Consider the following 12,675-nt stretch of genomic DNA (forward strand, 5'->3'; position numbering starts at 1 on the left):
GAGGCGAGCGTCAACCTGGCGGGGTGCCCTCAGGCCGCGATGCGTGAGCGCCCGCGCCGACGCGTCAGCCATAGCACCACGCCGCAGAGGGCCAGCGCCCCGGGGCCGGGGCTGGCGGCGCAGCCCCCCTGTACCTGCGGTGAGTCCTCGGGCGGGAGCACCTCACCGAGGGCCTCGGCGTCGGGCGTGGGCTCGGCGGCCGCCCCGCTCCTGACGACGTGGTTCCTCACGACATAGGTGTCATTGCCCGTCGTGCCATTGAGCGTCACCTTCCCCAGGTCATTCGTCGAAGGGGCGTTCGAGCGGAAGGCGTAGTTGTTCGCGATCTGGATTTCGGCGCCGCCCGGCGGGCGCACCCAGACGCTGTAACGTCTGGCGTCGAGGTCCGTCACCATCCGCACGTGGTACGTCGCGTTGGCGGTGTAGGGGACGGTGGTGAGCGCGGCGTAGCGGTCTCCGTCGCGCGCGTCGAAGCGGCCGTCCGTGCTCATCCGGATGAGCATGGCGGAGCTGGAGAACGACGTGATGGTGGTGGAGGTGTCGGCGTAGCCGATGACGCCATCCATGAGGCTGAGGGCCGGCGTCACGTCGAACTCGGTCGTCACCGTGCCGGTGTTGCTCGTCCCCAGCCCATGCACGGCCGCCGAGAAATCGACCCGCGAGGGCCAGGCCATCGAAGAGGCACCTGACACCGTGTGACGGGTCACCGTGTACGCGTCGTTCGCGGTGGTGCTGTTGAGCACCACCTTGCCGAGGTCATCCGTGGCGGGCGCGTCCGAGCGGAAGGCGTAGTTGCTGGCGAGCTGGACTTCGGCGCCGCCCGGCGGACGTACCCAGACGCTGTAGCGCCTGGTGTCGAGGTTCGTCACCATGCGTACGTGGTACGTGGTGTCGAACGCGTAGGGCACTGGGGTGAGCGCGGCGTAGCCCCCTCCATTGCGCACGTCGAAGCGGCCGTCCGTGTTCATCCGGATGCCCATGGCCATGCTGGAGAAGCCCGTGACGGTGGTGGACGTGTCGGCGTAGCCGATGACGCCATCGATGGGGTAGCGCCGTGGCGTCACGTCGAACTCCACCGTGACGACGCCGGTGTTCTGGGTCCCCAGGTCATGGACCCCCGCCGGGAAGCTGGTGCGCGCGCCCCAGCCCGCCAGCAGGCGGTCCTGTTGCTTGAAGCGCTGGAGGGCCTCGACGAAATAGTAGTCCCCGTAGATGAGGCCCACGTCAATCTCCTTGCCCGCGGGCAGGTTTCCCACGGCGTGCTGGAGGACGCTGGCCTTGCTCGTCCCGCTGGCGAGGTAGGGCGCGGCGCTGAGCGCATCGAGCATGCGGAGGGCCGCGTCCCGATAGCGCTGCCGGGTGGCCGTGTCCGTGACGTAGTTGCTCAATTCCAACAGGGCCGAGGCGGCGACGGCGGCCGCGGAGGTGTCCTTGTACTGCTGGCTCGCCGGAGCATTGAAGTCCCAGATGGGAACCATGTCCGCAGGCAGGTGGCTCAGGTACCAGTCGGTGGTCTTCTGGGCCGCGGCCAGCATGCGCGTGTCGCGCGTGTAGCGGCACACCATGGTGTAGCCATACATGAGCCAGGTCTGCCCTCGGGCCCAGGTGGAGGAGTTCGAGGCGCCCTGGAACGTGCCGCGCAGGCGCATGGCGCCCGTGTTCGGGTCGAAGTCCGCCATGTGGAAGGAGCTGCCGTCCGAGCGGACGAGCACGCTGAGCGTCTTGAGCGCGTGGTTGACGGCCATGTCCCGCCAGGCGGCCTGCCCCCCGTGCGCGGCGCCCCAGAGGAGCAGCTCGAGGTCCATCATCGTGTCCACGAAGATGGGCGCCAGCCACACGGGCCGGTTCCAATCGCAACACACGATGACGCCCAGCCTGGCGTTGTAGCGCTTGGCCAGCGACGCGGCGCCCGTGAGCAGCACCTGCCGCTGGGTCTCGTCGCCCGTGAGGCGGTACGCGTTGCCGAAGCTGGTGATGAGCTTGAAGCCCGTGTCGTGTGTCGTCGAGTTGGTCTGCTGGACCTTCAGCGGCGCCGTCCGGGCGGCCGCCAGGGATTTGAAGGTGGCGATGCCCGAGTCCTCGAAGAGATACCAGAGCTCGCCGGGGAAGAATCCCTGGGTCCATTCAATGGGCGCGGCGGCATCGAAGGTGGTCCACCCACCGTTCGTGGTGGCCTGGGGATAGCGGCCCGCGGGTACCAGCGCGTCCGTCCTGGTCGCCTGCTGCTGGGCGAATTGCAGGGCACGATTCGCTGTCGCCTCGTCCATGGCAGGGCTGCTGCTCGCGAAGAGCAGGCAACCGAGCCCCCAGAGAAACGTCCATGTTCTCGCACGAAGATTCATTTCCACCCCTCCTCTCGAGCATGGAGGGTGATTTCGATGGGAGGGGTGGACACCTGGTCCAGCAGTGGCATTGCGTATCGGGTGGAGTACGCAATGTGGCTCACGCGGGCCCTGCTGACTGATGGCGCTCGGCTACTTCCTCCTCTTCACGCTCGTGCGCTACGGGCTCTTCGCCACCCGGAAGGAGAAGGGCTGAGCGGCGAATGTTCCGACGCTGTGCCTGTCCAAGGGGCCGCGAGGTTGGGAGGTCGCGGGGTATTCGCACCATCGCGTTGTGAGCACGGGGGCGCCCGTCAGAAGTTGGGGTTCACGGGCGCCTGTCCCTCGTTCCACAGGTGGATGCTGAGGGCGCCGCTGGGATGATTGCGCCACGCCCACGGGTCGAAGCCGCTGGGCGCGGCCCACCCATAGATTTCGATGTTGCTCGTCATGGGTGGGTGGTCCGTGCTCGGAATCGAGTAGTCCCGACGGTACTCCGACGCGGTGTTCGTCAGGCGCGCCACGGCCAGGTGCAGGTGGGGGCCGGACGAGCACCCCGTGGTGCCCGCGTAGCCGAGCACCTGGCCCTTCTTGACGACCTGCCCGTCCGTGACGACGTAGGACTTGAAGTGGGCGTAGTAGCTCACGAACCGCTCCAGGTATTCACCCGCACCGACGTCGTGCTGGACGTAGACCTCCTTCTGGATGGGAGAGGCGCAGGGGACCTCCCGGTCCCTGGCGAGGAGGACCGTGCCGTTGGCCACGGCGAGGATGGGCGTGCCGGTCACCATCCCCCAGTCATGGCCATCGTGGTTGTTGACGAAGTTGGCATTCGACTGGTCCCGCCCCAGGTGGTCCACGATGTGCGCGCTCGCCGAGCCCGTCTGGCCGAAGTCGGCGACGTCCAGGGGGACGTCCTGCGCGAAGTCGAAGCCCGTCGCGTGGAACACGCGCGTCAGCAACGAGAAGGGCGCATCGAAGATGGGCAGCGCGTCGGGCGCCGCGGTGAACACGCAGCCCTGGCGCTGGTGGTTCGTGGCGTCTGCATGGGCGGACTGGAGCGGGGAGGCGCCCAGGCCGCTCCACAGCCCCACCGTTCCGTCCGCGCACCGTGAGATGACGTTGTTGCGTCCCTGGGCGGAGTAGAGACCGGCCCGGACGACGCTGCCGCCCGCGGACTGTGCGCGAAGCTGCTCGCAGGGGGCCGAGTCCGTGGTGGGCTCCCAGGCGAAGGCCCAGCCCTGCTCCGGCCAGCGCATGCTGCAGTAGTGCCCCATCCCTGCCGGGACGGCCAGCACCGGGCTCACCTCCTCCTGGGGTGGCTCCGGGAGCGGCCTCGGGTCTCCCGCGCAGGCCTGGAGGGCCAGCGCGAGGAACACTGTCGGGAGGCGAAGCGTCGATGGAGTGGGGCGCATGGTGCCGACATTATGGTCGGCACCCAGGCTCATCCACGTGGATGCTTGACGGATGAGGAGGAGCGCCGCGTTGACAAAGTACGATTTGAATCGTACGTTGGTTTCAACCTCCAGGGGATGATTCGAGGTGGGGCTCCACACCGCGAGGGCTGTCCGGCGCATCCGGGTGACTTCGCGAGTGGGGGGCGACTGCCGTTGTGTGCCCCGAGGCTGTTTCAATCACAGTCGTTCTCCATTGGAGATGTCCATGAAGAGCCTCACGTTCGAGTGCGCGGCGCTTGTCGCGACGCTGTTCCTTGCTTCGAATCCCGTCTGGGCCGCCGCGCCTGGACAAGCCTCCGGGTCGCCTCTCGCGGAGTCATCCCTGTCCTGCGCGGACCTGCCGGGAGCCCTCTCGGTGGCGGCGCAGGAGGCGGGAGTCCCCATCCATGTCGGGCGGATTTCGACGGCGACCTCGGACCTGTATGTCGCCTCGGCGGGGGCTGTCGTCGGGCTCGAGAACGTCTCCGCCCTGCAATACGCCCAGGGCGTGGACGTGGCCTTCGTCTACCTGGATTCGCCCTCCTCGAACATCCCGGTGGGCTACTACCGGCTGAGGGCCACGGCGAAGGCGGGTGACATCCAGGTGGGCACGTACTCGGGGAGCGTCGGGTTCTTCGACCTGGCGGGGCAGGAGGTCGCTCGGGTCGTCGCGACGTTCGAGACCACCTCGCTGACGAGGCCCGAGGGTGGGCCTGTCCCTGCGGCGCGGGTCCTCATTGGAGGCAAGCCCCCCGGCGCCGCCACGCTGGAGGACCTCATTCGTGGGATGGTGTTCCGCATCTGGCTGCCGAGCGGCGTCATCTACATCCCCGCCATCGTCCTGTAGGCCTCCGGTCGCGCCGGCGCGGAGCGAACCCATGCCGCGCGCGAAGGCCTTCCCGACAGCCGCCGCCCCGAGCGCTCCAGTCGCTTTGACAGGAACGAGTCGAAGCCGATGGCGTTCGACACCGCGCCGCTGAACAGCACGGAGCCCGTCAGCGGCGGATTGTCCGCGAGCGCCCCTCCGCTGGACGCCAGCGCGGCGGCGGTGAAGAGCCCGACGGGTGAGGACGCGCGAGGAGGCCTGGCCGTATCGCGCTGGCGAAGATACATGGCCAGGGGCGTCGCGAGGTGACCGTCTTCAGCAGACAGGTCCGGGCGCTCACAGTGACTGGACACCGCGCACCGGGAGCGTCACACCTTGTTCCATCGTTCCCGGCGGCAGTGGACGACTGTCATGGGCACGCTCCTCTGGTGGAGCCTTCCTCTTCCGGCATGGGGCCTGGAGCCCGAGGTGCCCACGCGCCTCGCCCTGCGCGCCGAGCCCCTGAACGCGGCGGAGCTGCTGCGCCTGCAGGACCAGCTCGGCTCGGTGGAGCCGAACAAGCTCGCGGACCTGGTCGCGGTAGAGGGCGACCCGCTGAAGGACATCCACGCGCTGAGGCAGGTGCGCTTCGTGATGAAGGACGGACAGGTGGTCCTGGACGCCGGAGCTCCACGCAGACGGGGGGATGCCGCGACCCGGTGAGGCCCCGCCGATATCTGATTTCAAACAGACATGGGAGGGATGCGAAACGTCCATCCGTGAGTTCTCGAATTGCTGATTTCGCCGGGATATAATCCCTGGCATGAGAGAGCCTTCCAGCACACGCGCGGCGGCTTGGAGTCTGGCCATCCTGGGGTTGTTCATGGGCGCCTGTGGGAACGCGCCCCAGGCGCATCAGGAGGAAGCGCCGCCGGAAGCCTCCTCCACCGTGGCGCCCCTGGCCCCGGTGGTCCCGCTCTTCGACGCCAGCACTCCGCTGGAGCCCGCGCTGGTGGTGGATACACCCACGGCGCTCATCACCCGGCTCGCGGACCGGTCGAGAGATCGCCACGCGCGGGAGTCACAGTTCCAGAGCTACGAGCACTACCTGCCGCTGTACTTCGAGTACCGCACGTACAGCATCGAGGTCATCGACAGGGTGGCCAGGGGCGGCAACGACATCACCGTCAACATCACCTCGCTCTGGCCCCTGGACACGCCGGACTTCCGCGCGTTCTACCAAGGCCAGGCGGTGCTCTCTCAATACTGGTTCAACGTGGACATGGCGCAGGTGGACCCCCTGCGCTACACGGCCACCATCAATTACAACGCGAAGGAGAACCGGCGGCTGCAGGTGGGCGACCGCATGGAGATTGAAATCAGCCCCTTCATGCTGCCTCCCGTGGTGGGGCGCGCCAACTACTACGGCACGGCGTTCCTCTACATCGTGGGCCAGGGCGGCATGGTGCCCTGGGAGGGAAGGGGGGCGAACCTGGACTCGTTCCCCCTCGCGGAGACGGCGTGGCTGGGTGGGCGCACGACGCTGGGCTACAACTACTCGAACGAGCCGGCGCACCTGTTCAAGCAGATGGCGACCAACCTGGCGCCGGTGAATGCCCAGCCGTTCGTCGAGGGCCGGCGCCTGCATCACACCGACTTCGCGGACGGCACCCACTCGGAGGCTGGCAACCCGAGCTTCACCGCGCAGCAGAACAAGCTGGGCCCCTCCTATATCGCTCGCAGCTGCGTGGCCTGCCACATCAACAATGGCCGCGCGCTCCCGCCGGACCCGGCGACGTCCCTGTACACCGTGCGGTTCTATGTGAACGCCGCGCCCTGGGCGGACGTGCACTACCGGCTCAACGGGGGCTCGCAGCAGAGCTTCCGGATGGCGCGTGACAGCTCCGGCACGAACACCCAGGTGCTCACCAACGTCCCGGCGGGCTCGGTCGTGCAGTACTACTTCACCATCGGCAATTCCTCGGGAGGGCTGAGCACCACGTCCCCGGTGAGCATCACGGTGAACGGCGCGGACTCCACTGGAGCCAGCCCCCATGGCCACGTCGTCGTCGCGCCGCCCCTGCGCCACACCGTCAGGGTGGGGGCCGTCGGCACCACGGTGACGGCGCATCCGGCGTTGGGATGGGTCCTCCAGCCGCAGAGCACCCAGGGGACCCCCGAGGGCAGCGTGAGCATCTCGGGCTGGACGGTGACGAACGGCACGTATGGCGACGGCACGGGCTATCAGCTGCGGCGCCCGGTCTACGCCTTCACCGGGCCTGTTCCCACGCACCACTCGGCTCGCATCACGCCGCCCCTCGTCGGCCTGGGTTTGTTGGAGGCCATCGATGAGAACACGCTGGCCAGCCTCGCTGACCCGAATGACGCCAACGGCGATGGCATCTCCGGCCGCGTGCAGACGGTGGTGGACCCGCAGACTGGGCAGACGCGCGCGGGGCGCTTCGGCTGGAAGGCGGGCAAGGCGAGGCTCCGACATCAGGTCGCGAACGCGCTCAATGTCGACATGGGCGTCACCACGTCTGTCTTCCCCATGCCGGATTGTGGCTCGCAGCAGACCTGCGCGGGCGCGAGCACCGAGCTGGCGGACGCGGACCTGGAGAAGATGGTGCGCTACATCGCGCTGCTCGGAGTCCCCGCGCGCCGCAATCTCGGTGACGCCCAGGCGCTCCAGGGGGAGAGCCTCTTCGGGGGCATGGGCTGCGCGCGGTGCCACGTCTCGACGTTGACGACCAGCCCGTACCACCCCTACGCCGAGCTGCGGAGCCAGGTGATTCGCCCCTACACGGACCTGCTGTTGCATGACCTGGGCGCGGGGCTGGCGGACAACCTCCCGGAGGAGGGGGCGTCGGGCGCGGAGTGGCGCACGCCGCCCCTCTGGGGCATCGGCCTGACGGCGGGCGTCAGCGGCGGCGAGGCCTATCTGCACGATGGCCGCGCGCGCAGCCTCTCCGAGGCCATCCTGTGGCACGGAGGAGAGGCCGAGTCCTCCAAGGAGGCCTTCCGCACCGCGAGCGCCGCCCAGCGCGCGGCGCTGCTCAGGTTCATCCAGTCGCTCTGATTCAGGGCGCGAGGAACGGCAGGAGCTCTCCGGTCTTCTGCCACATCGACGCCGGGTAGGCCTGCGCCGAGCTGAAGCCCTTGTTCGTGAAGAGGTACTCGTAGGTGGACTGGTATGACGCCTTCCAGCCGTAGCCGGGGTGGTCCGTCTCGCTCCACTCCGACTTCGGGATGCCCATCGCCTGGAGCGCGGTGCCGAGCCACTGGTTGTAGAGCAGACCCGCCCACAGGAAGCTGCCCTCGCTGCCCGTGCTCGAGTCGCCGCTCACCTTGCGCGTGATGTTCCGGTAGTCGCAGTAGCTGCCTGTCTTCAGGGCGCCCCCCGCGCTGCCGGCGGTGACGACCGGGACGGAGAAGGAGAAGTGTGGCGTGTTGCCGTTCTCCTGGCCCCACGCGATGAGCGCGTCATCCAGCAGCGTCCCGCCCGCGCCGTTCGAGAACCGCTCGAAGCGGGAGACGAGGTCGAGGAACACCTGCGAGAAGAAGACCTGGTTGAACTGGACCACCAGGTCCTGGTTGGCCCCGGGCACCGTCGAGGGGTGCACGACGTTGTTGTGCCAGTCCTCTCCCTGCGGCGCGCGTGGGGTGAAGGTCAGGTTCTGGTTGTTCTCGTCGATGCTCAGGGTGGCGACGCGGCAGACGCCGCAGTTCATCGCCACCGCGAGCACCTCGTTGATGAGCCGGAAGTACTCGACGTTCATCGCGGGGTCGCCCGCGAAGGCGCTGGAGTTTCGCAGCGACAGGTTGTCGGTGGTGGGGCGGGCCGGCACCTGGCAACCGGCGCTGGTGGTCTCCAGGCGGCGCTGCAGCTCGGCGACGGCGTCGATGTGCTGGTCGAGTCGCCGCTTGTCCTCGGCCGAGAGCCGACCGTTGCCGTTGCGCAGCCGCCGGTAGCTCTCCAGGACCTTGTCCACCACGGAGGGCCGGGTGGTGCCGGGGCTGCTCGTCCCGGCCAGCAGGGTGTCGAAGAGGGCGAGTGAGCTCTCCGTGCCGCCGATGGCGCTCGTGGCCACGCCGGAGGAGCGGACCCCGGGCGTGCTGTATCCCCAGCTGCCCGTCGACGTGCCCGAGCCGGCGATGGCGACGCTCCGCTTCCGGACGGAGGCGACGCTTGGATAGAACGCCGGGGAGTAGGCCATCACCTGGTCGATGGTCGCTCGGGGGGAGCCGGGCCGCTGCTTGTCGAAGTCGTAGTAGCCCAGCGGGGCGCCGAAGTTGTGACCCATGTACAGGGGGTAATCGAGCCCCCGCAGGATGTTCATCTTCGAGACGAGCGTGGGCGTGAGCACGGACGACCTCGCGGTGAGCACCCGGCTGATGGCCGCGTCACCGCTCGCGTTGGCCGTCGCGACCAGGTCTCCCCTCCGGACGTCGTGGTCCGCGTAGAACAGGCTCTGCGTCAGCGCGGCGTCCGTCGGCCACATGCTCGCGCCGAAGATGGCGCCGTGAGGGGTGCGGAAGTGCACGAAGCACTTCGGGCGCTGAGCGGCCTGGGCCTTCGCCTCGCGGGGACTCAAGAGCGAGGGGAGCAGCGGCAACGCCAGCACGGCGCCGCCCGCGCCGCGCAGGAACATGCGGCGGTCCCATCGGATGACAGGTGTGTTGCTCACTGGAAGCTCCTCTGCTTGAAGGTGGGGTGTCGGGCGATGGTCTTCAGCAGGTCGGCCATCGGCGCGCCGCTGCGCGCGACGGACTCCAGCTCCGAGAGCAGGCAGCCATCGCGAGAGGTGGACTCCACGCGAGCGTGCGCGAAGCGGAAGTAGTGCTGCGCGACGCAGGACTCGAAGAGCTGGCTCTCATCGACCATCCGCGACAGCTCCGCGGCGTTGGAGATGACCCGCTGCTCGGAGTCGTAGAGCCACACGTCCGCGGAGGTGTCCACGGCGGGCGCGGCCGTCTCCTGGCCCTGCGGGTTGAACAGCCGCTCCACGCCGCGCTCGCGTCCCAGCGCATCGAACCCCTCCAGCACGAAGCCCGGGGGATTGATGGAGTTGTTGTGGCATCCCCCGCAGCTGCCTCCGGAGGTGAGCTGGGTCACCACCTGCCGCGTCGTCATGCGGTCCGTCGGCGCGGGGGGCCTGTCGCTGGCGTTGGGCGGTGGGGCGCCGACCTGCTGGCAGAGCAGCGCGTTGCGCACCAGGTAGCCCTTGTGGATGGGACGCGTCGACGCGGTGCCCGTGGCCAGCAGCGCCGCGCGGGTGAGCAGGCCGCTGCGATTCTGGGAGGGGATGACGGGCGCTGGACCCGAGCCATCCCAGACGGGGACACCGTAGATGCCGGCCAGGAAGGGGTCGGCCGTGTAGGACCGCCGGTCGTTCAGGAAGTCGCTCACCGAGCCGCCCGACACGAGGGTGCTCCACGCGGAGAGCTGGACGTCCTCGAACATCGCGGTGCGCGTGGCGTCCGTGGGCATCTGCGCGCCGACGAAGGAGCGGTAGATGGGGTCGTTCCGGAGCGCTACCAGGGACGGCAGCTCATCCAGGCGCAGCCACTCGCTGACGAACTCGTCCAGCGAGCCGCGCAGTCGGGGGCTCTGGAGCATCCGGTCGAGCTGGGCCTCGAAGCCGCTCTCCGTCAGGAGCGAGCCATCCTCCGCCGAGGCCCAGAGCGCGTCGTCCGGAGGCGCCTGCCAGAACTGGTAGGACAGCTTCGCGGCCAGCTCGAACGCGGAGAGGGGACTCGCGGGCTGGCCGGCGGTGGTGCCGTGCTCGATCCGGTAGAGGAACCCGGGCGAGTTCAGCAGGGTGGTGATGACGTCCGCCACCGCGGCCCTGTCCACGGGCGTGGTGCCCGCGATGTCCGCGAAGACGGTGACCTCCGCGGTGGACAAGGGATGGCGCAGGACGCGGGCGCCCCAGCCTCGGAGGAAGGACTCCAGACAGGCCCGGTCGTTGGAGGTCTGGCTGTCGCTCGCGCAGTGGCCCAGCAGCGCGTCGCGGCGCGCGTCGGTGCTGGTGAGCTCCTGGGCCACGGCCTTGCCCAGGTCGTACATGACGTCGACCTGGGTCTGCTGGATGGACTGGTCCAGCCGGCTGAAGCCGCCCTTCACGTCGCCGGGCGCGGGGGTGCGCTGGTCCGTGGGGTAGCGGGCGAGGATGGGGGTGAGCTTCGTCCAGATGGCATCGGCTTCTTCCGGCAGCGCGCGGTCGACGGCGGAGCGCAGCGAGTTCATCAGCTGCTTCCGGGACAGCCGGGGCAACGGAAGCTCCGTGGGGACGGCGCTCGTGTCGCAGGAGAACTTCGCGGGTGCCGGACGGATGGCGTCGGACGGGGTCGGAGGCTCGGGTTCGCCACCTCCGCCTTCACCTCCGCCGACATGGTGGTTGTTCTTCGCGGAGCCCTCACAGGCGGCCACGCCAGCGCAAAGAAGAAGGATGCTCACGGAGCGAAGGAGCGTCATGTCCCTGGCTACTCCCGAGGCCGAAAATACTTTCCTGCCCGAAGGGACACGGCCGACGGTACTCTCGCCGACACCGCATGACCGCCTTGCTCTGCGCGCTCTCCCTCGTCGTCCTGACCCAGTCCCCGGTGGTGTCTGTTTCCTTCGACCTTCGCGCGCTCCCGGATCAGGACTATCGGCGCTGGGACGGAGTGGAGCTGGAGCGGAAGGTGGCCCTGCGGCTGATTCAGGAGGGCTTCGCGGTCGTCTCCCCACGCGGCCCGGCCCAGCTTCGGCTGCGCGCGAGCCGGACTCCCGATGGACTGTTGCTGGAGGCCGTCGGACCGCGGCAACGCGTGGAACAACGTGTGCGCGTGGGCCGGGGCTCCATCGCGGAGCTCCATCTGGAGGTCGCGCAGAAGCTCGCCGAGATGACACGCGCGGTGCAGCCCGAGCCGGAGCCTGAGCCGTCCCCGCCCGAGCCGGTGCTCCAGCCTCCCGTGGAGGTGGCCGCTGCCCCGCCGGTGCACGCATCCGGGGTGGACCTGGGCTTGGGGTTGGGGACGCTCTGGGGCGGACCCGGGGTGGCTCCACACCTCCTGCTCTCGGCCAGGTGGGGGCTGGGGGACCTGGGACTGGATGTGGAGGCGGGGCTCGGTGTGTCCCGCGAGCCGGCGCTGAACGTGGTCGAGGTGCAGGGTGGTGCGTTCTTCAGCTATCGCCACGCCGTGACGGAGCGCCTGCGACTGGAGCCGGCGGTGGGCGCGGGCCTCGTCGTCCATGCCTTCCGGCTCGAGGACACCTGGGTGTCGGAGCCGCGCGGTACCCAGGTCTCTCCCGCGGGCTGGGCCCGGATGAAGCTCGGCTGGCGGTTCACCGAGCGTCTCGCCGCGGAGGTGCGCGTGGCCCTGGGGCTGCTGCGGCCCGTGACGCATGTGCGCGAGGGCGAGACACTGTGGTCACGAGGAGGGGCGAGGCTCGAAACCGGCGTGCAGCTCTCGTGGGGGCTGTAGCCTCCGGAGGAAAGTTCCTTCCGCCTCATTCGTAGGTTCGCAGGTGATGGATGTCGCGTGCTGTCCACTTCAAGGCCCTGCCTGCCCGGCCCGTGTCCTTCGACGCGCTCTACGAGGCGCACGTCGAGGACGTCTACGTGTGGGCGATGCGGTACGCGGCGGGCCGTACGGGGTGGGCCGAAGACGTCACGCATGACGTGTTCCTGAAGGCCTGGGAGCACCAGACCTGGCTGCGCGAGGAGGATGTGCGGGGCTGGCTCTTTCGCGTCACGCAGAACGTGGCGTTCTCGGCCCTGCGTCGCGAGAAGACGTTCCGACAGCGCATCGCCAGCTTCTTGTTTCCGGAGTCCTCCACACCGCCGGAGTCCACGCCGGATGCGGCCCTCGAGCGCAGGGAAGCGGTGAGCAGCGCCACGGCGACGTTGGACCGCCTGCCGGGGCAGGAGCGGGTGGTGATGACCTTGAAGCTCCTGGACGACTTGAGCCAGCGCGAGATTGCCCAGCTCCTCTCGCTGTCAGAGGGCTACGTGTCGAAGTTGATCAGCCGCGCCCAGGGCCGCCTGACGGCCTGGGGCTGGAAGGTGGACGATGGCGCCCCGTGACCTCCGCGCAGAGCTGCGGCGTGAAGAAGCCCTTCGCCGCG

10 protein-coding genes are annotated in these 12,675 nt (G+C 69.0%); 5 read left to right on the forward strand and 5 right to left on the reverse strand.

Translation table 11 applies throughout. The features are described 5' to 3' along the window. Window positions 1-29 precede the first annotated feature (29 nt). Entirely contained in the window at window positions 30-2,267 is a 2,238-nt protein-coding gene (locus tag AC6JA9_RS09475) for a glycoside hydrolase family 88 protein (RefSeq protein WP_497959533.1), read from the reverse strand. 368 nt (window positions 2,268-2,635) lie between these two features. Then, window positions 2,636-3,736, reverse strand: coding sequence for a M23 family metallopeptidase (locus tag AC6JA9_RS09480; protein WP_305070926.1), 1,101 nt, complete (start codon window positions 3,734-3,736; stop codon window positions 2,636-2,638). A 247-nt stretch (window positions 3,737-3,983) separates the two neighbouring features. Here AC6JA9_RS09480 and AC6JA9_RS09485 point away from each other — a divergent pair, with 247 nt between their 5' ends. Further along, entirely contained in the window at window positions 3,984-4,604 is a 621-nt protein-coding gene (locus tag AC6JA9_RS09485) for a hypothetical protein (RefSeq protein ID WP_223784511.1), read from the forward strand. Here AC6JA9_RS09485 and AC6JA9_RS09490 read toward each other — a convergent pair. After that, complete coding sequence (locus AC6JA9_RS09490) at window positions 4,580-4,870, reverse strand: hypothetical protein (protein WP_223784512.1); 291 nt, start codon at window positions 4,868-4,870, stop codon at window positions 4,580-4,582. The genes AC6JA9_RS09485 and AC6JA9_RS09490 overlap by 25 nt on opposite strands. Before the next feature lie 124 nt (window positions 4,871-4,994). On the opposite strand from AC6JA9_RS09490, the gene AC6JA9_RS09495 reads away from it, so the two are divergent. Continuing rightward, window positions 4,995-5,285 carry an amidohydrolase family protein gene (locus AC6JA9_RS09495; RefSeq protein WP_408891469.1) on the forward strand — a complete coding sequence of 97 codons (291 nt, stop codon included), beginning with the start codon at window positions 4,995-4,997 and terminating at the stop codon, window positions 5,283-5,285. Between the two features lie 100 nt (window positions 5,286-5,385). Beyond that, window positions 5,386-7,641 (forward strand): di-heme oxidoredictase family protein, encoded by a 2,256-nt coding sequence (locus tag AC6JA9_RS09500; protein WP_497959534.1) that lies wholly within the window; start codon window positions 5,386-5,388, stop codon window positions 7,639-7,641. A gap of 1 nt (window position 7,642) precedes the next feature. Here the strand turns inward: AC6JA9_RS09500 and AC6JA9_RS09505 are convergent, their stop codons facing one another. Then, on the reverse strand, window positions 7,643-9,250 hold the full coding sequence (locus AC6JA9_RS09505; protein WP_426747762.1) for a DUF1552 domain-containing protein: 1,608 nt from the start codon (window positions 9,248-9,250) through the stop codon (window positions 7,643-7,645). Then, the gene (locus AC6JA9_RS09510) at window positions 9,247-11,040 is read right to left on the reverse strand and encodes a DUF1592 domain-containing protein (RefSeq protein ID WP_483577212.1); all 1,794 of its coding nucleotides are present in this window, start codon (window positions 11,038-11,040) and stop codon (window positions 9,247-9,249) included. Before AC6JA9_RS09510 ends, AC6JA9_RS09505 begins: the two co-directional genes overlap by 4 nt. Before the next feature lie 77 nt (window positions 11,041-11,117). On the opposite strand from AC6JA9_RS09510, the gene AC6JA9_RS09515 reads away from it, so the two are divergent. Next, window positions 11,118-12,032, forward strand: a complete 915-nt coding sequence (locus AC6JA9_RS09515) for a hypothetical protein (RefSeq protein WP_497959535.1) — start codon at window positions 11,118-11,120, stop codon at window positions 12,030-12,032. A gap of 50 nt (window positions 12,033-12,082) precedes the next feature. Continuing rightward, on the forward strand, window positions 12,083-12,634 hold the full coding sequence (locus tag AC6JA9_RS09520) for an RNA polymerase sigma factor (RefSeq protein WP_267697533.1): 552 nt from the start codon (window positions 12,083-12,085) through the stop codon (window positions 12,632-12,634). Window positions 12,635-12,675: the final 41 nt, after the last annotated feature.

This window comes from Myxococcus sp. MH1 (assembly GCF_059738865.1).

What these genes read in the sequence shown, in the direction of transcription:
- AC6JA9_RS09475 (WP_497959533.1), bottom strand. Translation starts at nt 2,267, where the DNA reads ATGGACGAGGCGACAGCGAATCGTGCCCTGCAATTCGCCCAGCAGCAG.
- AC6JA9_RS09480 (WP_305070926.1), bottom strand. Translation starts at nt 3,736, where the DNA reads ATGCGCCCCACTCCATCGACGCTTCGCCTCCCGACAGTGTTCCTCGCG.
- AC6JA9_RS09485 (WP_223784511.1), top strand. Translation starts at nt 3,984, where the DNA reads ATGAAGAGCCTCACGTTCGAGTGCGCGGCGCTTGTCGCGACGCTGTTC.
- AC6JA9_RS09490 (WP_223784512.1), bottom strand. Translation starts at nt 4,870, where the DNA reads ATGTATCTTCGCCAGCGCGATACGGCCAGGCCTCCTCGCGCGTCCTCA.
- AC6JA9_RS09495 (WP_408891469.1), top strand. Translation starts at nt 4,995, where the DNA reads ATGGGCACGCTCCTCTGGTGGAGCCTTCCTCTTCCGGCATGGGGCCTG.
- AC6JA9_RS09500 (WP_497959534.1), top strand. Translation starts at nt 5,386, where the DNA reads ATGAGAGAGCCTTCCAGCACACGCGCGGCGGCTTGGAGTCTGGCCATC.
- AC6JA9_RS09510 (WP_483577212.1), bottom strand. Translation starts at nt 11,040, where the DNA reads ATGACGCTCCTTCGCTCCGTGAGCATCCTTCTTCTTTGCGCTGGCGTG.
- AC6JA9_RS09515 (WP_497959535.1), top strand. Translation starts at nt 11,118, where the DNA reads ATGACCGCCTTGCTCTGCGCGCTCTCCCTCGTCGTCCTGACCCAGTCC.
- AC6JA9_RS09520 (WP_267697533.1), top strand. Translation starts at nt 12,083, where the DNA reads ATGTCGCGTGCTGTCCACTTCAAGGCCCTGCCTGCCCGGCCCGTGTCC.